This is a genomic window from Oribacterium asaccharolyticum ACB7 (genome assembly GCF_000238075.1).
Classification (GTDB): Bacteria; Bacillota; Clostridia; order Lachnospirales; family Lachnospiraceae; genus Oribacterium; species Oribacterium asaccharolyticum.
Window position 1 is genome coordinate 117,487 of record NZ_JH414504.1, and the last position, 19,555, is coordinate 137,041.

Genomic DNA, 19,555 nt, shown 5'->3' on the forward strand with positions numbered 1-19,555 from the left:
CAAAAGACTTTCTTATCCGACAATTACATTTTCTTCTACAAGTTTTCCCTTGTTTGGATTGGCATTGGGAAAGACGGCATAAATCAGGCAGAGCCCGCCGACTCGCCCTATATACATCAGGGAAATGAGCACCACATGGGAAACAGGACTGAGCTTGGGAGTAATTCCCAGAGTGAGTCCAACGGTGGCAATAGCACTGGCGGTTTCAAAGCTGGTGGTGAGTAAAGGCAAGTTTTCATGAAGGCTGATAAATATTCCCGAAAGAACGCATAAACAAATGTACATAAAGGCAATCGTTGTGGCATTTCGGATGACCTCTCCGGGAATAGTCCTTCCAAAGGCTTCTGTGCGGGAATTGTTTCTAAAGATAGCTACCGAAGTTAAAAATAGAACAGTCATTGTGGTAATTTTCATGCCGCCTCCGGTGCTTCCCGGTGCTGCCCCCACAAGCATCAGCAGAGTTTGTAAAAATATACCGCTGTCGGAGAATTTACTGAAATCCACCGTGTTAAAACCTGCGGTTCTGGGAGTTACGGCAGTAAAGAAAGAGGCGAGAATTCGACTTTCCATGGGCATCCCCCCGAACTCGACAAAGAAGTAGAACAGTGCAGGGAGAAGGACAAGAAAGATTGTAGTAGAAAGTATGATTTTACTTTGCAAGCGATAGCGATGAAGGTTCCCTTTATTTTTGGCAATATCCTGCCAGGTCATAAAGCCTAAGCCTCCGAGGAGAATTAAGGCCATAATGCTGAGGTTCACAATAGGGTTTTCCGCATAGTCGGTGAGGGAGGAATAGGGGGATTTGATGCCCATTAGATCGAAACCCGCATTACAAAAAGCGGATACGGAATGGAAAATACTATACCAAAGACCTCTTCTCCATCCGAATTCGGGAATGAATTGCGTTGCAAGAAGGATAGCGAAGAAGAACTCTATCACTCCGGTCCATTTCAGGAGAAAAATCAACATTTTCATAATTCCGCCCTGGGAACTTATGGAAATGGAATTGGCCAGCGTATTTCTTTGAGAATATCCGATTCTTTTTCCGGATAAAAGGATGAGGGAGCTTACAGCTACCGCTACGCCGAGTCCGCCAATTTGAATGAGGATAAGAATGACCACCTGCCCGAAGAAAGACCAGTGCACGGCGGTATCGTATACAATTAAACCGGTGACACAGGAGGCGGAGGTAGAGGTAAAGAGTGCATTTAAAAAAGGGGTATAAACACTCTCATTGCTTGAAATCGGCAACATCAATAAGAAGGCGCCGAAGAGAATTAAAGCGGCAAAGCCCAATATAATTTTTTGAAAATAATTTAATCGAAAAAATCTCATCCCTTTATGACTCCGTTCTTTTAACTCATTTCGATTCTTATCATATTTTAAAAAACATTCCGGTTTATTTTGGAAATGGGATAGAACTGTTTATAGGTATAATATTGAGAATTATAGTCTTTTCCCGGGTAAATGGGAAGTCCTGTGCAGTAGAATTAATTTCATGAAAAATCAGGGAAGAATTATGCGCAATTCTTTTCATATTGCTGAAAATATGATACTCTAAATCGGTAATCATGCAGGACATGATACAAACCGGATGAAACAAGTAAAGGAGAGATTCTATGGGATTATTAAGAGCTGCGGAGACATCCTTCAAGACCCTGTTGGGAGATCAGTGGAGAGAGTACTTTTATTGTAATTCGTTAGATAATGATACTTTGATTGTAAAGGGAGAGAAGAGAGTCGGCGAAAAGAGTTCCAATACAAAGGGGGCGGAGAACATTATTTCCAATGGAGCCCTTATTGCGGTAAATGACGGTCAGTGTATGATTATCGTGGAACAGGGGGCTATCGTAGAAGTTTGTGCGGAACCCGGTGAATTTGTATTTGACAGCTCAACGGAGCCCAGTATTTTTTACGGAAATTTGGGAGAAAATCTTGTAAACAGTTTTAAAACCTTCGTGAAGCGTTTTTCTTTTGGCGGAGATACGGCAAAGGATCAGAGAATCTACTATTTTAATACTAAAGAGATATTGGGAAATAAGTACGGTACAACGAATCCTATTCCGTTCCGTGTATACGATAAGAATATTGATCTCGATATGGAAATTGCCCTTCGTGCACATGGAGAGTTTAGCTTCCGTATGATGGATCCCATTCTTTTCTATAAAAATATTGCGGGAAATGTGGAGAATTCTTACAAGAAATCGGAGATAGAGTCTCAGCTTCGTTCAGAGCTCCTGACCAAATTGCAGCCCGCTTTTGCTCGCATTGCCGAGACCGGTGTGCGCTATTATCAGATTACCGCACATACGGATGAGCTTGGACAGATTTTAAATGAAATGCTTTCCAAGAGCTGGGGAAAACATTACGGCTTGGAAATCACTGCATTCGGTATGAGTTCCGTTACCGCTCCGGAAGAAGATGTGGAGAAGATTAAGGAACTGCAGAAAAATGCCGTATTCCGGAATCCGACCATGGCGGCTGCAAACCTTACCTCCGCACAGGCAGATGCTATGCGTGCGGCGGCAAGTAATGAAAATGCAGGTCCTATGATGGCCTTTGCAGGGATGAATATTGCGAACCAAGCCGGCGGCTTTAATGCGGGAAATCTCTATGCCATGGGAGCCAATCAAAACGGAGCGCAGGGAAGTTCTGCGGGGAACGGCGCTGCATCGGCAGGAAATCCTTCTGCACAGGCAGAGGCATCTCAGGCTGCTGTTGGATGGACTTGTACAAAGTGCGGGCATGAACACAACCTTGGAAAGTTCTGCTCCGAGTGCGGTACCGCAAAGGAAGAGGAGTGGATTTGCCCCGAGTGCGGACATGCCGGAAATCTCGGAAAGTTCTGTTCCGAATGCGGACATAAAAAAGAATAGAGTCTAATGCCCTGCAGAAGTGATTTTGCCGGGCATTTTTCGTAAGACGAACGCTGTAAGTAAAATCTTAAACGAGATACCTAATGCTCCGCGAGTGATACCGGTTTAGAATAAAACTGTTCACGATGCAGGGCGAAAAAACGGGAGAACAATATGGGAGAAAGATTGGGATGGCTTTCCCCTCTCGGGGATTTTTATGAAACGGACTGGGGAAAGCACGGTGAGGAAGCGGAGTGTATCTTGCAAAAAATCGGTTTGTATGCCTCTTTTTCAAAACAAACGGTTCTGAATGCGGGGGATTATTTGAGTGGAAGAGGATACTTACTCTTACATAATCCCAGCAGAAAAAAACTGATGATTACTCATCTTTGCCCTTTGAGTGATAAACAAAGGGACTTTTTATACGGCTATTTTTATGATTTGGGAGAAAAGGCGGAAGCGGAAAAATATTTGGATTAAAGAATTACTTGGATTAAGGAAATATTGCTTTACGCCGATGTAAAAGTGGAGTAAAATCTGCCTTTATTAATTCATAACGAATATCATAGGAAAAGCAAGTGATATCCGCTTAAGAATTTGCCGTTTGCCGAGCTTGTAATCTCCCATTTTTGGGAGACTTTTTACTTGGAAACGGAAAGAACACATGAACAGAGGAGGAGAAGGATGGCATTAATTATTCCTGAGCATTATGATCCTCGTCTCTCTGTGAGAGAGACGCAGGAAGCAATAAAGTATATTCGTGATACTTTCCAAAAGGAATTCGGGAAAGAGATGAATCTGTCTCGTATTTCCGCACCCTTATTTGTGGAAAAGAGTTCCGGTTTAAATGACAACTTAAACGGAGTGGAAAGACCGGTGTCGTTTGACGTACCTTGGAATCCGGAAGAGACGATAGAGGTCGTTCATTCTTTGGCAAAATGGAAAAGGCTTGCCTTAAAGCGCTATCATTTCGAAGTGGGAGAAGGGCTCTACACCAATATGAATGCTATTCGTAGAGATGAGGACTTGGATAATCTTCACAGCGTTTATGTGGATCAGTGGGATTGGGAAAGAGTAATCTCCAAAGAAGAGAGAAATGAAGAAATGCTGCGGGAAACGGTTCGCAATATTTTCCGGATTATAAAGCATATGGAGCATGAAGTCTGGTATAAATATCCGCAGGCGGTAAAAAAACTGCCGGAAGATATCTATTTTATAGACTCTGAAGAACTTTTACAGAAATATCCGACTTTGAGTGCAAAGGAAAGAGAGAATGCCATCACAAAAGAGCATGGCTGTGTCTTTATTCAGAAAATCGGAGATAAGTTAAGTAACGGAGAGCCGCATGACGGAAGAGCACCGGACTATGATGACTGGAACTTAAACGGAGATATTCTATTCTGGTTTGAGCCGCTAAATTGTGCTTTGGAGATTTCTTCCATGGGAATTCGTGTGGATGAAGAGTCTCTACGGAGACAGCTTGCACTCTCCCACAAAGAGGAAAGGGCGGCGCTTCCCTATCACAGGATGCTTTTAGAAGGAAAACTTCCCCTTACTATTGGAGGAGGTATCGGGCAGAGCAGACTTTGTATGTTACTTCTCGAACGTGCACATATCGGAGAGGTGCAAGCTTCTATTTGGCCGGAAGAGATGCGGGAAGAGTGCGAAAGGCACAATATGATTCTGTTGTAAAAAAGAGATATCGCAGGCTTTACGCACGATACTCGTTATGCACAAGATGTCTCAGGCTACGCCTGCGCCACTTGTTAAGAATTACAGCCTGTTCTGTCTCGTTTAGACACGAGACAGAACAGGCTGTGTGCTGTCATAATCAATTTTTGATGCCTACCGCTTCTTTTGCCAGGCCATCGGCCATTTCATTAAAATATATTCCGCTATGGGCAGGAACCTTAAAAAATTCCAGCCTTATTTTTTTTTCTGCAGTTTTCATATAGTCACGATACTCTCTTGTTTTTTCTTTATTGCATTTCCATTCTTCTTTTGCCCAAGCGGAAATCCCTCGGTAGTCATGAAAAATGGTCAGGGAGGAAAGTCCCTTTTCCAAAGTGAGTTCCACAGCGCGCATTGCTCCGAGGATTTCTCCGGAAACGTTGCGCATTTCCAGAAAGGCGTCATCACTTCCGCTTCCCCTATGTTTAGAAAGAATACCGTTTTTTTCTATCAAAACTACACCATAGCCATAAACTCCGGGTTCTTTTTGGAAGCTCCCGTCTACAAAGGCCAGTGCATCCGTATTGAATTTCCGGAGTAAACATTCCGCCTGTTCTTCCTCCGGAACTTGCTTCTCTCCCGAAAGGATGGAAAGAAGCTCTGCATTTTTATCCGAGCAGGAGGAGGTTTTAGAAATTGAAAAAGACACGGAAGGAGAAAGTGGGATTTCGGATCCTCCGCGCAGATATTGTTCCGCCTCTTCCCTTGTTTTCCACTTTTTGTATATTGCACCGGGAAAGCCGTGCACCTGGTTTTTGCAGTCCTCCCAATTTAGATAGATTCCCGGATTTTTTCCGATTTTAACTGCATAATAAGCTCCCAAAAAATACCTCCTCACTGGACATGCTGAAATCCTTTAGCCTTGCAAGCTACCGCTTTGTAGCTTCGGTTGTGGAAGATGTCATACTGCATTATACTATAAGCTGTTATAAAAGGGAAAAAGAGCGGAGGCCTGAGATGAAGAAAAAGATAAAAGCTGTTTTTTTTGATCTGGACGGGACATTGGTGAATACTTTAGCCAGTTTAAAGAAAACGATGGATTTAAGCATGGAACATTTTGCATTAGAAGGGGTGAGCCTTCAGGAGACCCGTTTTTTTGTCGGAACAGGCTATAGAAAATTTGTAGAAAAAGCATTGGCTAAGAATGCCGATAAAAAATACCGAGAAGCGGAAAAGTGGGAAGAGAAGGACGAAGAGAAGGCCATGGATCTCGATATGGAAGGGGATGAGATTATGGGACTCTACGATGAGGTATGTGAATACTATGCCTCCATTTTCCCGGAAAATTCCACCTACCGGGCAGAAGCCTATCCCGGAGTGAAAGAATGCATAGCGGCTTTAAAAGAGAAGGGGATTCAGATTGCCTGTATTACCAATAAATCCAAGGAAGTGGCGGAGCAGGTACTTTCCGCCGTCTTCCCGAAAAATTTCTTTTCTCTCATCATAGGGGATGACGGAAAAATGCCTTTAAAACCGGATAAAGCTCCACTCCTGAAAGCTTGTGAGGAACTTGGAATCACGAAGGATGAAGCAGTCATGGTGGGAGATACAAAAACGGACCTCGATGCGGCAAAGAATGCGGAAATGAGCAGAATCGGTTGTCTCTACGGTTTCCGTGACAAGAAAGAATTAGTAGAACACGGAGCGGAGTATTTGGTAGAGGATGGTTTTGCCTTGCTTCGTGTATTGGAGGAGGAATTTGAACCGGGATAAGTCTCGGGAAAATTGTGAAAGAAAAATGAAGTTTAGGACATGGGGTTAGCGATTGCTTACTTATCGTGCTATAATACCGAAAGTTTGCTTTATGCAATGTTGTTTTTTGGGTGATGGAAAAGGAGGAGTTATGACACAGATAGATATTATTTCCGGCTTTTTGGGAGCAGGAAAAACTACATTTATACAGAAGCTTTTACAGGAATCCTTAAAGGGAGAGAATGTTGTTCTGATTGAAAATGAATTCGGAGAGATCGGAATTGACAGCGGCTTTTTAAAGAATTCCGGAATTGAAATACGGGAGATGAATCAAGGATGCATCTGTTGCTCTTTAGTGGGAGATTTTGAGACTTCCTTAAAGGAGGTAATTGAGACCTATAAGCCGGACAGAATCCTTATTGAGCCGTCCGGAGTGGGGAAGCTCTCCGATATTCTTTCTGCAGTAAAGACCGTATCGGCAAATCTTCCCGTGCACTTGGATGGGGCGGTAACCGTTGTGGATTCTACCAAGGCAAAACTCTATAACAAGAACTTTGGAGAGTTCTTTGATGATCAGATTCGCTATGCAACCAGCATTGTTTTGTCCAGAACGGATATTGCGACGGAGGAAAAAGTGGAAGAAGCTATTCGGATTGTTCGCGCTTTGAATCCGAAGGCCAATCTGATTACTACCGCCATTAAAGAGCTTTCCGGCGAGAAACTCCTCGAAATCATTGGGCAGGAAGAAAACTTGGAAGAAGCTCTTCTTCAGGAAGTGAAGGAAAAAGCACATCATCATGAGCATCATCACCATCACCATGATGGCGATTGCGGTTGCCACCACGAACATGAGGAACATGAGCATCATCACGAGCACCACTTTGGAAATGAAGAGGAACATTGCTGCTGTTGTGGCGGAGCTTATGATGACGAGGATGAGGAAGAGTCCTTAGAACATGAGCATCATGACGAGCACTGCGCTTGCAGTCACGATCATGAGCATGAGCATCATGACGATCATTGTTCTTGCAGCCATGACCATCATGACCATCATGACCATGAACATCATCATCATCACGGAGAGCATTGTTCTTGCGGGCATGACCATGATGCCGATGAAATCTTTGACAGCATCGGGGTAGAAGTATTTAAGAAAGTTTCTCGTGCAAGGCTGGAGGAGATTTTGGAAGAGATGGCGGAAGGTTCATCTTACGGCGGCATTGTTCGTGCAAAAGGGATGTTGCAGCTGGAAGACGGGAAGTGGGTGAACTTCGATATGGTACCGGAACAGGTCGAAATTCGTGACGGAGAGCCGGAGAATATCGGAAAGTTTGTAGTTATCGGAACGGAGCTGGAAAAGGAAAAGATTAAGGCACTGTTTACAGCATAAAAGGAGTAATATGGGGGAAAATTATCAAGGAGACGGAATTCCGGTATTTTTGATTAACGGATTTCTGGAGAGCGGAAAAACCAGCTTTATTCAATACACTATGAATCAGGAGTATTTTCAAACCAACGGAAATACTTTGCTTCTGATCTGTGAAGAGGGGGAAAAGGAATATGACCCGATAGAACTTGCAAAACTCCACACCACTCCAATCTATATGAAGGATATCACGGACTTTCAAGAGGAGAAGCTGAGAAAGCTTACGGATACCTATAAGCCTGAGCGAATCCTGATTGAGTGGAACGGGATGTGGAATCAAGATGACCTGTATGGCGGACCGATGAGCGAGGCAGTGCTTTCGGAACAGCAAAACAGAGAGCCGAAATATACCGTCTCGATGCCTAAGGAATGGTTTCTTTATCAGGTGATTACCATTGTGGACGGCAGTACTTTAAAAATGTACCTTTCCAACATGCGCTCTTTCCTGGGGCAGATGCTTCGCAATGCAGAACTTTGCATTGTGAATCGTTGTGATAATTTATCGAATGAGGAAATGATCGACTATAGAAGAAAACTTCGAGCCATGGGACAGAATGCCATGATTATGTTGGAGGATAAAAATGGTGAAATTCCGCAGTCCGCTCTGCCGGAAGAGCTGCCCTACGATCTGAATCAGGAAAAGATAGCGATTGCGGACACCGATTACGGAACCTGGTTTTTGGATTGTATGGACAATCCGGAACGTTATCTCGGAAAAGAGCTTTCCTTTACCGCTATGGTTTTAAAGCGGAAAAATATGCCTGAGGATGAGTTTATACCGGGAAGAATGGCCATGACCTGCTGTGCACAGGATATGAGTTTTCTGGGCTTCATTTGTAAGGGAAATAAGGATATGCTTTCCGCCTTTTCTACAAGAGATTGGGTGAAAGTGACGGTGAAGGTCGCTTTGGAAGAAAGGGAAGAATACCATGGTGTCGGACCTGTATTGAAACTGGTGGATATCGTTCGAACAGGGGAGATTTCGGAACCGGTAAATTTCTAGAAACAGCGAGTAAAGAGGAAATGATTATTTTGTAATTCTTCCGAATTCCCAAGTAATTTTAAGAATAAGTAAAGAAACTATTGTTAATTTAAAGTGATTTATGTATAATTCATGGGGGTTTGTTGGAGCATAACGGATTGTGCGAGGACAGCTTTCATTCATAACGAGCATCGCTCGCAAAGCGTGTGGCATCTCGTTTAGGACATTGGATTTATCTTCAGAAGGGAATGGAGATATTCCGCTATTTTATCATTTTGGAGGATTGAAATATGGATAATGCTTTTTCGATGATTTTGGCAGGTGGAGTAATCATTCTTGTACTCGTCTTTGCAATCTTGATTGCTTTTTATGTATTGGAGTCTATGGCTTTATATACTATTGCAAAGAATAACGGACAGCAGGATAAGGCGGTTCTTGCTTGGATTCCCTTTATCAACCAGGGATTTTACGGATTTTTGGCAGGAGATCAGAATATCTTCGGAACGACGGTACAGGGAACCATCTTGGGTATTTTGATGATTGTTTTCCCGATTCTCACTTCCAGATTAAATGGCTTTTTGTTCTACGTTGTAGCGCTTTGCGGTATTGCGGTAGCTTATTTTACTTTGCTCGGTCTGTATAAGAAATTGAACAACTCCGGTGATCCTACAGTTATGGCTGTTGTTTCCGCAATTCTTCCGCCGGTTCGTATTATCTATGTTTTCGTTCATAGAAATGATACTTTAACCGAAGAGGGAGAAGTAGTAGGCTAAGCTTTTAGAGCTTTTTCTCTAAATCTGTTGCATGTCGCTTTTTAAGAGGGCATGTATTTATTCGAAAATAGTTTTAAAAAAGACACTGAGGCTGTTTTGTCCTTGAATCCGATGGGAGAGGGCGATAAGATACAAAAAGCCCGGTGTTTTTTTTTATGAAAGTCCGGAAATGCGGACATGAGCTGGAGGAAGTATGGTTTCGGAAACGGTAAGTCAAATTGAAAATGAACTTCGTGTATGGAGTTTTCAGAATTTCGGGAATGGCATTGCCTTAGGTCTAGGCCGTTTTATGGGGAAGCTTTTATTCGCGCTCCTGATTTTTATGATTGGAAGATATTGTATCAGAAAAGTCATGAAATTCCTTCCCAAGCTAAGATTTTTGGAAAGAGTCAATCCAACAATCAGGCCTTTTTTTCTGAAATCGATTCGTTTTATCCTGTACTTTTTCTTGGGCATCAGTTGCATCGGAATCTTGGGTATTCCAATGGCTTCCGTGATTACTTTACTGGCTTCCGCCGGAGTTGCAGTCGGCTTGGCCATGCAGGGCTCCCTATCCAATCTTGCAGGGGGAATCATGTTACTTCTGTTCCGACCTTTTCAGGTAAATGATTATATTAAGAGTGGTACGGATGAAGGGACTGTACAGGAAGTCAGTGTTTTCTACACCATCATTCTTTCACCGGATAATAAAAAAATATCGATTCCAAACGGAAATTTGATGAACAGCAACATCATTAACTATAGCTCTGAAGCCCAGCGCAGGGTGGATCTTATTTTTTCGGTGGCAAGAGAAGAGGATGTTGAACGTGTTGAGAAAGTTCTCAAGTCTGCGATTGAAGGCGATGCTCGTATTTTGCATAAACCGGAGCCTTTCTTCGGAATTGCCGAGGTGAAGAGTGATTCCTTGAACTTTGCCATTCGTGTATGGGTGGATACCAAGCGATATTGGGATGTCTATAATACTTTGAATAAGCGGGTAATGATTGCCTTTTATCGGGAAAATATTGCTATGCCGAACACAAAGCTGAAAACAGTTTCCCCTGAAACGGAATAAAATGTTTTCCCTTCTCTCTTTCTCTGTTATACTGTCCTTTATACAGAGAATCCGAGAGGGTTTTCTTATGAATTAGGAGGTAGAGATGGACGAAAAGGAAATTAAGGCCCGTTTGAAAATGGCTGAGGGGCTTCGAAATAGTATCCTGGCATTTTCCGATCACAGAGATCAGGAACATTTGAATCTGGTGTTTCAAGCGATGGAGGAGCTGGTTTTAAAAGCAGGCGGTTTACTCCTTGCAGCGGATCCTGCCGGAGAGAAAGAGGGACAGCAGCAGATTACGCTTAAGTTTCTGAAATCGGAAGATGGGAAGAGTTTTGCTGCGGTATTTACGGATGAGGAGGAGAAGAGAGGGGATGATGCGGAGAATGCCAATGCGCTACTTCTCCCTGCAGGAGAACTCTTAAATATTGTAGCAAATCATCCTACAGCGGATGGTCTGGTTATCAACCCGTTCAGCAACAGTTTTATTATGCAGAAGGAAGCGATTCAAGCTTTATACAACAAGATTCGTACCGACAGTGTTGAGGAAAAATTGAAAGACAGCGTTGGAATCAGTCAGGCGATTTCCCAATATTACGAAGAACAACAGAAATATACGGAATCGGAAATGCCGGAGGAGATGAGAAGAGCCGGGATTGAAAAGGTTCTTCAAGCGTTCTTACAGGGAATGGAGAAAAATGCACAGCTCTTGGTTGCCATTGTTCCACCGGAGAAAAAAGAAGGGGAAGTTATGGATGGGCAGGTGCTTTTTAATCACCTGAGTACAAGCGATGGAAGAGACGCTATTGCAGTCTTTACCTCTGGGGAAGAGGTACGAAAAAATAAGGAAGCAACAGCGGCTATTGCAATGCCCGTTATAGAAGTCTTGAAAGCGGCTGTCCATATTTCCGAACTGGGAAAGATGGACGGCATGATTATTAATCCCTGGTCTCAATCCTTCTTTTTGAGTCTGAATCTCATTAAGTGGCTTGTGGATGCAAGGGAAAGAAGAGACAAGCTGAGTAAGGAAAATGAAGAAAAGAAGAGCTTGACCAAAGATCTTTCTCAAAATATGATTTTCTCTTCTTTAATCGGAGGAAGTCTCGGACTGGCAAAAGAAAGAGCATTGATAGAGAAACCGCCTTTTGGAAAAGAAGCTTTTTCTTTCAGACCGACCATAAACAGTATTGTTCTTTCGGAATTCCACAGTTTGAATACGGAGAAGCGTCTTTCTCTGCAGGATATCATGGAAAAGATGTATGATTGGAAGTCCAAAGGAAGCTATCTTTTGGACGGACGGGTAGAAGACAGTGTAGAGGCGATTGAAGCGGCTATCATGCACTATGCAACCGGAAAGAAACCGGGAGAACTGGGATCGGATCTTGCCGATGATTCCGTGCTTTGCCGAATCTTACCGTTTTCTCTCCTCCTTTGCAGGAGACTTCACCAGTTTAGCGATTTAGACAGGGCTATGCTGCATGATAATGCAAAACTGACTCATAATAACCCGGTAGCACTTCTCATGGCAGAGCTTTACTCCTACATTTTACGGAATCTGGTGCTTCATATCGGCGGTGAAAGTTTGGAAGAAGAGCTTTCTGCAGCGGCGTCTTATGTGGGACTTTTCTATGAAGAGGCGGAAGCGGAAGACGAAGAAGAAGCAAGAATGAATGAAGAGGCAAAAGAACAGCATAGAGAGGATGTCAAGGACTACGATTTGCTTGTTGCTGAATATGATCGTCTTCTTCCTTTTATGAATGTAGAAGAAATAAAAGCCAAGAAGGAAGAGGAATTGGTTTTAGACGGCAGTGCGGAGCATAGTTTATATGCGGCACTTTGGGTGTTGCTACATACGGCATCTTATCAGGAGGCTGTAGAGAAGGCTGTGGAGCTTTCCGGCGGGAAGAATTTGCCGATTCTGGTGTCCACCCTGGCTGCAGCGCATTACGGTTTTACGGCCATTCCGAAGGACTGGCTAGAGAACTTGTCCGGAAGAGAAGAGGCTTATGAACTTGCCATGGAATGGCAACAAAGATGGCTGAATTAGAATAGCCCGGATTGAAAAAATAGGAGTAAAAAACCGTGCAGGCTTTGCTGATTGAGCAAGGTTCTGCACGGTTTTAGATTCATAATGAGTATCGTTAGCGAAGCAGTCGGTATCTTGTTCATAACGAATATCACTCGCGGAGTGTGTGGTATCTCGTTTAAGACATGACCTTTTCGCTTACGGTTTTTACGCTGACTTTATTCTCGTTCGTGTCTATATTGAGTTCAATTTTATCTTCATCATATTCTATTGCGTCAATATGCTCGTCGGAACTATCGTTTTCCTCTTCGATGACGGACTTCTTTTTCTTGTCCTCCTCAATCTTCATTTGCATAGCGCGCATGTTTACGGCTAAAGAGTACATCTTGGGGTCCTTTTCCCTTAAGAAGTTCAGGTCCTTTGGACTGACAGCCTTTCCGCTACCATAGAGAAGAGTGATTTTTAGGACGTTCATTTGTACCTTAAATGCTTCATTTGCCGCTTCAGCCTGTTCCTTTCCTTCTGAAGCTTGCTTTAAAGCATCACTGAACTTGGACTTTAACTCATTAAATTTTTTAACATCTTCGGCTATTTTTTTAAAATCCTTTTTTTCCTGTTCTGTGAGAATAATCTTTTTGCCATTTACCTCAACATAACCGTCTTCGGCGATACTCGTTAAATCGTCGGGACTTTCAAATGTGATTTTCCAATTTCTTTGGTTTTTATCCTCTTTCAGCACTGCTGAGAAAGAGCTGTTCACCGATACGGATTCTCCCTCACCCGTAATCTCCGGTGTTTTTGCTTTCTCTACATGGCTTTTATACCCTTCACTTAGTGTGAAAGTATCTTTCTTTTGCAGGATGCGGAATTCTGCCGTTTTATACTCTCCATTTTGGCTATATCCGATAACCTTCTTATCAATCTGCTTGTAGAGAGAACCTTGTCCTCTGTTTACTCCTTGAATGCCCATCTTAGTCTCCTTTATAAACATCCATTTTATAAAGTATATCGGCAAAGTAAGAATTTCTTATTAAAGTCAAAAATAATTGTTTCTACAAAGAGGAAAAGTTTTGCTTGACGAATGAGAAAAATAGATTATACTACCATACAAGACTTGAATATAGGACATAGATAAATAAGTCCTAATATAAGGAGGGGGAAATATGAAGGCAAAAGCAAAGAGCGGAGCGTTACTCGGGGCGGCATTCCTCATGGCAACATCGGCTATCGGGCCGGGCTTTTTAACACAGACGGCAAAGTTTACAGGTGATTTTAAAGGGAGTTTCGGCTTCGTTATCCTGATTTCCGTTATTCTTTCCGCTATTGCCCAGTTAAATATCTGGCGAGTGCTTTGCGTAAGCGGGATGAGAGGGCAGGATGTCGGAAACCGTTTGCTTCCGGGACTGGGATACTTCATTTCCTTTCTGATTGTTCTTGGCGGTCTGGTCTTTAATATTGGAAATGTTGGCGGAGGGGCTCTCGGTATTCAAACTACCTTGGGAATTCCGGTGCAGATTTCCTACTTTATTGCTGGAGGACTGGCCGTACTTGTTTTCCTCTCCAAAGATGCTAAGGGGATTATGGATAAGCTCGTAAAGATTCTGGGCGGTATCATGATAGTGGTTATCCTTGTAGTCATTTTCATTGTAAAGCCTCCTATTGCGACAGCGGTAAAGAACAGCTTTGTTCCGGATGCGAAGCTCGGTACTTTGGTGCCGGCAATACTGACACTCCTTGGCGGCACGGTTGGCGGATATATCACTTTTGCCGGTGCACACAGACTGATTGATGCAGGGGTTACCGGAGAGGGAAAACTGAAGGACATTCAGTATTCCGCAGTTATGGGCATGATTGTGGCAGCGATTGTTCGTATTCTTTTATTTCTTGCGGTGCTCGGTGTAGTGGTAAAAGGAGTGACTTTAGACGCGGGAAATCCTGCAGCGGATGCTTTCTTCCAGGGGGCAGGAGAAATCGGAAGACGCTTCTCCGGACTGGTGCTTACCTGTGCGGCTATTACGTCCATCATCGGTGCGGCCTATACTTCCGTCAGTTTCTTAAAGACTTTCTCTCCGAAGATAGCGGAGAAGGAAAATCTTTGGACTATCGTCTTTATTGTGATTTCCACTTTAGTTATGGCCTTCCTCGGAAAGCCGGCAACTCTCCTTGTTTTGGCGGGAGCTTTAAACGGACTTATCTTACCGGTAACCCTTGGTGTATGTCTTGTGGCTTCACAGAATAAGAAGATTGTGGGAGAGAACTATAAGCATCCGAAACTGCTTTTTATCTTAGGTATTGTGGTTGTTGTACTTGCAGCCTATGTAGGCATTCGTTCTCTTTCGGCATTGAAATTATTCTAAAAGCATTGAAATTATTCTAAAAGCATTGAAAATAATCTAAAAGATTAAATAATACAAAAGATTGAACTGTATTTTGCAGACAAATTTGGTTTATAATGAGTGCCGTACGAAATCGTACGGCAGCTCGCTTGTAGGGGAAATATACTTAATGTAAAGCGAAAGCAAGAAGCGCGCGGCAATACGATTGTGCATAGAAGTTTATTTTCCCCAAAAAACGAAAATAGATCGGTGTTTTTACAGTATGAAGATGGATATGGATTAAGAAGGAAAATATATGGAAAAGGTAAGAGTGGTAGCGGCAGGGGATTCCGCAATTCTGATTCTTTTTAAACAGGAAATCAGTGAAGAAGTGAATCGTGCTATCAGTGCTACGGTACAACTGATAAAGATGCAACAGATTGAAGGCATTGTGGATATGATTCCGGCATATGCGTCCCTTCTTGTGGAGTATAATCCCTTGGTAATTCGCTATGAGGAGCTATATAAGAGACTGCACTCCATTGTGAAAATGGACACACAGGTCGAGAGCCTAGAAAAGAAGATTTGGGAGATTCCTGTCTGCTACGGCGGGGAATTCGGACCGGATCTTAGCTTTGTTGCGGAAAATTCCGGCTATTCCGTGGAAGAAGTGATTGAAAGACATTCCCGGGATGCGTATCTAATTTATATGCTCGGTTTTCTGCCGGGCTTTACCTACCTCGGGGGCTTGGAGGAAAAGCTTCACACCAAGCGACTCGATAATCCGAGACTCTGTATTCCGGCGGGATCTGTCGGGATTGGAGGCTCTCAGACCGGGGTATATCCCGTGGATTCTCCCGGAGGCTGGCGCTTAATTGGAAAGACGCCGGTAAAGATGTATAATCCGGCAAAACAGGATCCGATCCTCACAAGAGCGGGAGAATACATTCGTTTCTGCCCCATTTCCCTTAAGGAATATCGGGAGATTGAAGAGGCAGTGGCGAAGGATGAGTATGAAGTAAAGTGGTATAAGGGGGAGTAAAATGGGATTTCGAGTAATTAAAGGAGGACTTCTTACCACGGTGCAGGACTTAGGGCGAACCGGATTTCAGGCGCAGGGCTTTAATGTAAACGGCGTCATGGATAGAAGAGCCTTCCGTATTGCAAACCTCCTACTGGACAATCCGGAAAATGAGGCAGTTTTAGAGTGTACTTTAATCGGGCCTACACTGGAGTTTACGGCTCCCATGATTATTTCCATAACGGGAGGGGACTTCCGTCCCGAGTTAAATGACGAGAAGATCCCTATGTATACCGCAATTTATGTTGCGGAAGGGGATGTCTTAAAAATCGGCTCCGCAAGAACCGGGAGAACCTGCTATATCGCCTTTTCCAATTATCTGAAGGTGCCCGTTGTGATGGGTTCCCGTTCCACAAACTTGAAATGCCAAATAGGGGGATTTAAGGGAAGAAAGCTGGAAGACGGCGACTTTATTGAAACCCGTATCAACAGAAGAATTTACCTCCCAAGTTTTCTCTCAAGAACGCTTCCGCTCAAAGAATATGAGGAAGATAAGGTAAAGATTCGCGTGGTCATGGGACCGGAGGAAGAGGTATTTTCCAAAAAGGGAATCCGGAGCTTCCTCGAAACAGAGTTTACGGTCGGTGCGGAATTTGACCGTATGGGGATGCGTCTGGAGGGAAGCTTTATCGAAACAAAGCGCGGTTCGGATATTATCTCCGACGGTATTGCCCTTGGCTCCATACAGGTGCCTTCCCACGGAAAACCGATTATCCTTCTTGCGGATCGGCAGACAACCGGAGGCTACGGAAAGATAGCGACAGTCATTTCTGTGGATTTACCGAAGCTTGTGCAGAGAAGAATGGACGATAAGATTCGTTTTGAGGCGGTGAGTGTGCAGGAAGCACAGAAGCTTATGCTACAGGAGGAACGGGAGCTGCAGGAGATGCGAAAGGCAATCCATAAGCCCTGTAAGGAAGTGCTCGAATGCAGATTGGCTGCAAAGAGATTATCCATGCTGTTCGGATAGGATAGCTTTACGATAAGGAGAGTAGAATGTTGGATTTAGAAAAGTTAGAAGGACTGGTTAAGATTATGGAGGGCTCCACCTTAAACACCATGTCCATTAAAGACGGCGATTTTAAGATTATGATGAGTAAGCTGGATAATCCTCCTGTTATTGCGGGAAGCGGAGTGGTGAGCAGCATCAGCGCAGTCAGCAGCGACAGCAGTGCAAGCAATTCTTCTACGGAGAATGCCGAGGAGGAAAATGAAGTGCATATCACAAGTCCAATTGTGGGAACCTTTTACTCCGCTAAGGGCCCGACCATCCCGGCCTTTGTTAAGGTAGGCGACACCGTAAAGGCGGGCGATACCGTCTGTATCTTGGAAGCTATGAAAATGATGAATGAAATCACGGCGGATTTCGATTGTGAAATCGAAGCGGTACTGGTTTCCAACGAGCAGAAGGTGGAATACGGACAGCCTTTATTCCGTGTGAGAAAGCTGTAAGAGCGCTGAAAGGAACAGCTTTAGACTTGTACTACAGCTTTAAAGGAGGAAAAGGTGTTTAAACGAGTTTTAGTGGCAAATCGAGGAGAGATTGCGGTTCGGGTCATCCGGGCGCTTCGCGCTCTTTCCGTGTCCTCCGTTGCGGTTTATTCCAAGGAGGACCAGGACGCGCTTCACAGTCGTCTTGCGGACGAAAGAGTGTGTATCGGAGAGGGCTCGGCAAGAAACTCCTATTTAAATATGGATACGATTTTAACCGTGGCGAAGAATATGGGCTGTGATGCCATTCATCCCGGCTACGGTTTTCTTTCGGAAAATGCAGGCTTTGCTAAAAAATGTGAAGAAAACGGCATAGTCTTTATCGGGCCGACTGCGGAAGTGATTGATTCTATGGGGAATAAATCACAGGCGAGAGCGAAGATGCGGGAAGCCGGTGTGCCGGTGGTTCCCGGTTCCTTATCCGTTCTTTATGATGTGAAGGAGGCCTTAGGGGAAGCCAAGAAAATGGGCTTTCCGGTCATGATTAAGGCAAGCTCGGGCGGCGGTGGAAAGGGAATGCGGGAGTGCTTCGGAGAGGAGGACTTTGAAAAGGACTTTCTCACTGCGCAAAGAGAGTCTGCAAATGCCTTTTCGGATGATGCGATGTATTTGGAAAAGCTGATTTTAGAGCCTCGTCATGTCGAAGTGCAGATTATGGGGGACAATTTCGGAAATGTTGTTGCTCTCGGGGAAAGAGACTGCTCCATACAGAGAAATCACCAGAAGCTTGTCGAGGAATCTCCCTCGCCGATTGTCAGTCAGGAAACGAGAAAGAAGATGATGGAGGCAGCCGTCAAGGCGGCAAAGTCCGTGCAGTACACCGGAGCAGGCACCATTGAATTTATCATGGATAAGAGCGGGGAGTTCTATTTTATGGAAATGAATACCCGTATCCAGGTGGAGCACGGCGTTACGGAGCTGCTCACGAACACAGACCTTGTCATGGAGCAGATTAGAGTTGCGGCAGGAGAGCCCTTGAGCCTTAAACAGGAAGAGATTCCCTTCCTTGGACACAGCATAGAGTGCAGAATCAATGCGGAAATTCCGGAGAAAAACTTTATGCCCAGTCCCGGTAAAATCACGGCGTTACACCTTCCGGGCGGAAACGGGGTGCGTGTCGATACCGCGCTGTACACCGGCTACAACATTCCGATGGAGTACGACTCCATGATTGCCAAGGTGCTGGTGCTGGGACGAAATCGGGATGAGGCGATTCGGAAAATGAAGGTTGCTCTCGAGGAAATGCTGGTCCTCGGTGTGGAGACGAATCTCGATTTTCAATATAAGATTATGCAGTCTGAGGCTTTCCGGGAGGGAAAGGTCGATACCGGTTTCGTAGAGCGTTTTATGCTTTCGGGAAAGTAGGAGAAGATGAAGGTTGACTTAAATGCAGATGTAGGAGAGTCCTACGGAAGATATACCTTGGGACTCGATGAAGAGCTGATTCCGCTGATTTCTTCGGCAAATATTGCCTGCGGCTTTCATGCGGGAGATCCCGTTGTGCTGGAAAAGACGGTTGGAATCTGTGAAAAGGCGGGAACCGCAATCGGTGCACACCCGGGTTTTCCGGATTTGCAGGGCTTCGGCAGAAGAAATATGAATTTAAGCGTAAAAGAAGTGAAGGCGATGATGCTTTACCAGATTGGGGCGGTAGATGCTTTTTTGCATAAAAATGGCGGAAAGCTTCAGCATGTAAAACCGCACGGCGCCCTCTACAATATGGCGGCAAAGGAGGAAAGTCTCGCAAAAGCCATTTGTGAAGCGGTTCTGGAATACGATAAGAGCCTCATTATTCTTGCACAAAGCTCCGGCGCCCTTTATAAAGAGGCTGTAAAGCTAGGTCTTCCTGTTCGTGCGGAGGTCTTTATGGATAGAGCCTACGAAGAGGACGGCAGCCTTGTGGCAAGAAGCAAGGAAGGGGCGATGATTACCGATGAAAACCTTGCCATTGAGCGTGTGCTTTCCATGATTTTAAAAGGGAAAGTGCAGGCTATCAGCGGAAAGGAAATCCCCATACAGGCGGATTCCGTCTGCGTTCACGGGGACGGAGAGAAAGCCCTCCTTTTTGTGAAGAAGCTTAGGGCAGCCCTTATGGAAAACGGGGTGGAGATAAGGAAGCTTTGTGAGTAAAAGCGAAGATTTAAATG

The 19,555-nt window shown here is 44.3% G+C and carries 18 protein-coding genes; 15 read left to right on the forward strand and 3 right to left on the reverse strand.

Annotated features, from left to right (window positions below; genetic code table 11):
- Positions 1-12: 12 nt before the first annotated feature.
- Positions 13-1,335: a TrkH family potassium uptake protein gene (locus HMPREF9624_RS00445; RefSeq protein WP_009536032.1), complete on the reverse strand. Its 1,323-nt coding sequence runs from the start codon at positions 1,333-1,335 to the stop codon at positions 13-15.
- Positions 1,336-1,619: 284 nt separating this feature from the next.
- Between HMPREF9624_RS00445 and HMPREF9624_RS00450 the strand changes: the two genes are divergently transcribed.
- The 3 genes from HMPREF9624_RS00450 (at position 1,620) to asnA (ending at position 4,547) form a co-directional block, all read left to right on the forward strand.
- Entirely contained in the window at positions 1,620-2,876 is a 1,257-nt protein-coding gene (locus HMPREF9624_RS00450; RefSeq protein WP_009536033.1) for an SPFH domain-containing protein, read from the forward strand.
- Between the two features lie 153 nt (positions 2,877-3,029).
- Complete coding sequence (locus HMPREF9624_RS00455) at positions 3,030-3,335, forward strand: hypothetical protein (protein WP_009428432.1); 306 nt, start codon at positions 3,030-3,032, stop codon at positions 3,333-3,335.
- Between the two features lie 204 nt (positions 3,336-3,539).
- The gene (asnA, locus tag HMPREF9624_RS00460) at positions 3,540-4,547 is read left to right on the forward strand and encodes an aspartate--ammonia ligase (RefSeq protein WP_009536034.1); all 1,008 of its coding nucleotides are present in this window, start codon (positions 3,540-3,542) and stop codon (positions 4,545-4,547) included.
- A gap of 139 nt (positions 4,548-4,686) precedes the next feature.
- On the opposite strand, the gene HMPREF9624_RS00465 is transcribed toward asnA, so the two are convergent.
- Positions 4,687-5,409, reverse strand: coding sequence for a ribonuclease H1 domain-containing protein (locus HMPREF9624_RS00465; protein ID WP_009536035.1), 723 nt, complete (start codon positions 5,407-5,409; stop codon positions 4,687-4,689).
- Positions 5,410-5,543: 134 nt separating this feature from the next.
- On the opposite strand from HMPREF9624_RS00465, the gene HMPREF9624_RS00470 reads away from it, so the two are divergent.
- The 6 genes from HMPREF9624_RS00470 to HMPREF9624_RS00495 all read left to right on the forward strand — a co-directional run bounded on the left by HMPREF9624_RS00470 (position 5,544) and on the right by HMPREF9624_RS00495 (position 12,542).
- Positions 5,544-6,299 (forward strand): HAD family hydrolase, encoded by a 756-nt coding sequence (locus tag HMPREF9624_RS00470; RefSeq protein ID WP_009536036.1) that lies wholly within the window; start codon positions 5,544-5,546, stop codon positions 6,297-6,299.
- A 130-nt stretch (positions 6,300-6,429) separates the two neighbouring features.
- Positions 6,430-7,668 carry a CobW family GTP-binding protein gene (locus tag HMPREF9624_RS00475; protein ID WP_009536037.1) on the forward strand — a complete coding sequence of 413 codons (1,239 nt, stop codon included), beginning with the start codon at positions 6,430-6,432 and terminating at the stop codon, positions 7,666-7,668.
- A 10-nt stretch (positions 7,669-7,678) separates the two neighbouring features.
- Positions 7,679-8,707: a TIGR03943 family putative permease subunit gene (locus HMPREF9624_RS00480; protein WP_009536038.1), complete on the forward strand. Its 1,029-nt coding sequence runs from the start codon at positions 7,679-7,681 to the stop codon at positions 8,705-8,707.
- Between the two features lie 269 nt (positions 8,708-8,976).
- Complete coding sequence (locus HMPREF9624_RS00485) at positions 8,977-9,459, forward strand: hypothetical protein (protein ID WP_009536039.1); 483 nt, start codon at positions 8,977-8,979, stop codon at positions 9,457-9,459.
- Between the two features lie 193 nt (positions 9,460-9,652).
- Complete coding sequence (locus HMPREF9624_RS00490) at positions 9,653-10,513, forward strand: mechanosensitive ion channel family protein (protein ID WP_009536040.1); 861 nt, start codon at positions 9,653-9,655, stop codon at positions 10,511-10,513.
- 85 nt (positions 10,514-10,598) lie between these two features.
- Positions 10,599-12,542: an SseB family protein gene (locus HMPREF9624_RS00495; protein ID WP_009536041.1), complete on the forward strand. Its 1,944-nt coding sequence runs from the start codon at positions 10,599-10,601 to the stop codon at positions 12,540-12,542.
- A gap of 157 nt (positions 12,543-12,699) precedes the next feature.
- Here the strand turns inward: HMPREF9624_RS00495 and HMPREF9624_RS00500 are convergent, their stop codons facing one another.
- Positions 12,700-13,491, reverse strand: a complete 792-nt coding sequence (locus HMPREF9624_RS00500; RefSeq protein WP_009536042.1) for a hypothetical protein — start codon at positions 13,489-13,491, stop codon at positions 12,700-12,702.
- 193 nt (positions 13,492-13,684) lie between these two features.
- On the opposite strand from HMPREF9624_RS00500, the gene HMPREF9624_RS00505 reads away from it, so the two are divergent.
- From HMPREF9624_RS00505 to HMPREF9624_RS00530, 6 genes are all read left to right on the forward strand, one after another.
- Positions 13,685-14,878 (forward strand): NRAMP family divalent metal transporter, encoded by a 1,194-nt coding sequence (locus HMPREF9624_RS00505; RefSeq protein ID WP_009536043.1) that lies wholly within the window; start codon positions 13,685-13,687, stop codon positions 14,876-14,878.
- Positions 14,879-15,152: 274 nt separating this feature from the next.
- On the forward strand, positions 15,153-15,878 hold the full coding sequence (gene pxpB, locus HMPREF9624_RS00510) for a 5-oxoprolinase subunit PxpB (RefSeq protein WP_009536044.1): 726 nt from the start codon (positions 15,153-15,155) through the stop codon (positions 15,876-15,878).
- Between the two features lies 1 nt (position 15,879).
- On the forward strand, positions 15,880-16,887 hold the full coding sequence (locus HMPREF9624_RS00515; RefSeq protein ID WP_009536045.1) for a 5-oxoprolinase subunit C family protein: 1,008 nt from the start codon (positions 15,880-15,882) through the stop codon (positions 16,885-16,887).
- Positions 16,888-16,913: 26 nt separating this feature from the next.
- Positions 16,914-17,369, forward strand: coding sequence for an acetyl-CoA carboxylase biotin carboxyl carrier protein (accB, locus tag HMPREF9624_RS00520; protein ID WP_009536046.1), 456 nt, complete (start codon positions 16,914-16,916; stop codon positions 17,367-17,369).
- 54 nt (positions 17,370-17,423) lie between these two features.
- Complete coding sequence (gene accC, locus HMPREF9624_RS00525) at positions 17,424-18,773, forward strand: acetyl-CoA carboxylase biotin carboxylase subunit (RefSeq protein WP_009536047.1); 1,350 nt, start codon at positions 17,424-17,426, stop codon at positions 18,771-18,773.
- Between the two features lie 6 nt (positions 18,774-18,779).
- Positions 18,780-19,538, forward strand: a complete 759-nt coding sequence (locus HMPREF9624_RS00530) for a LamB/YcsF family protein (RefSeq protein WP_009536048.1) — start codon at positions 18,780-18,782, stop codon at positions 19,536-19,538.
- Positions 19,539-19,555: the final 17 nt, after the last annotated feature.

Bases quoted from the DNA above. Each gene is read 5' to 3' on its own strand.
- HMPREF9624_RS00445 (WP_009536032.1), bottom strand. From the start codon at position 1,335: ATGAGATTTTTTCGATTAAATTATTTTCAAAAAATTATATTGGGCTTT.
- HMPREF9624_RS00450 (WP_009536033.1), top strand. From the start codon at position 1,620: ATGGGATTATTAAGAGCTGCGGAGACATCCTTCAAGACCCTGTTGGGA.
- HMPREF9624_RS00455 (WP_009428432.1), top strand. From the start codon at position 3,030: ATGGGAGAAAGATTGGGATGGCTTTCCCCTCTCGGGGATTTTTATGAA.
- asnA (WP_009536034.1), top strand. From the start codon at position 3,540: ATGGCATTAATTATTCCTGAGCATTATGATCCTCGTCTCTCTGTGAGA.
- HMPREF9624_RS00470 (WP_009536036.1), top strand. From the start codon at position 5,544: ATGAAGAAAAAGATAAAAGCTGTTTTTTTTGATCTGGACGGGACATTG.
- HMPREF9624_RS00475 (WP_009536037.1), top strand. From the start codon at position 6,430: ATGACACAGATAGATATTATTTCCGGCTTTTTGGGAGCAGGAAAAACT.
- HMPREF9624_RS00480 (WP_009536038.1), top strand. From the start codon at position 7,679: ATGGGGGAAAATTATCAAGGAGACGGAATTCCGGTATTTTTGATTAAC.
- HMPREF9624_RS00485 (WP_009536039.1), top strand. From the start codon at position 8,977: ATGGATAATGCTTTTTCGATGATTTTGGCAGGTGGAGTAATCATTCTT.
- HMPREF9624_RS00490 (WP_009536040.1), top strand. From the start codon at position 9,653: ATGGTTTCGGAAACGGTAAGTCAAATTGAAAATGAACTTCGTGTATGG.
- HMPREF9624_RS00495 (WP_009536041.1), top strand. From the start codon at position 10,599: ATGGACGAAAAGGAAATTAAGGCCCGTTTGAAAATGGCTGAGGGGCTT.
- HMPREF9624_RS00500 (WP_009536042.1), bottom strand. From the start codon at position 13,491: ATGGGCATTCAAGGAGTAAACAGAGGACAAGGTTCTCTCTACAAGCAG.
- HMPREF9624_RS00505 (WP_009536043.1), top strand. From the start codon at position 13,685: ATGAAGGCAAAAGCAAAGAGCGGAGCGTTACTCGGGGCGGCATTCCTC.
- pxpB (WP_009536044.1), top strand. From the start codon at position 15,153: ATGGAAAAGGTAAGAGTGGTAGCGGCAGGGGATTCCGCAATTCTGATT.
- HMPREF9624_RS00515 (WP_009536045.1), top strand. From the start codon at position 15,880: ATGGGATTTCGAGTAATTAAAGGAGGACTTCTTACCACGGTGCAGGAC.
- accB (WP_009536046.1), top strand. From the start codon at position 16,914: ATGTTGGATTTAGAAAAGTTAGAAGGACTGGTTAAGATTATGGAGGGC.
- HMPREF9624_RS00530 (WP_009536048.1), top strand. From the start codon at position 18,780: ATGAAGGTTGACTTAAATGCAGATGTAGGAGAGTCCTACGGAAGATAT.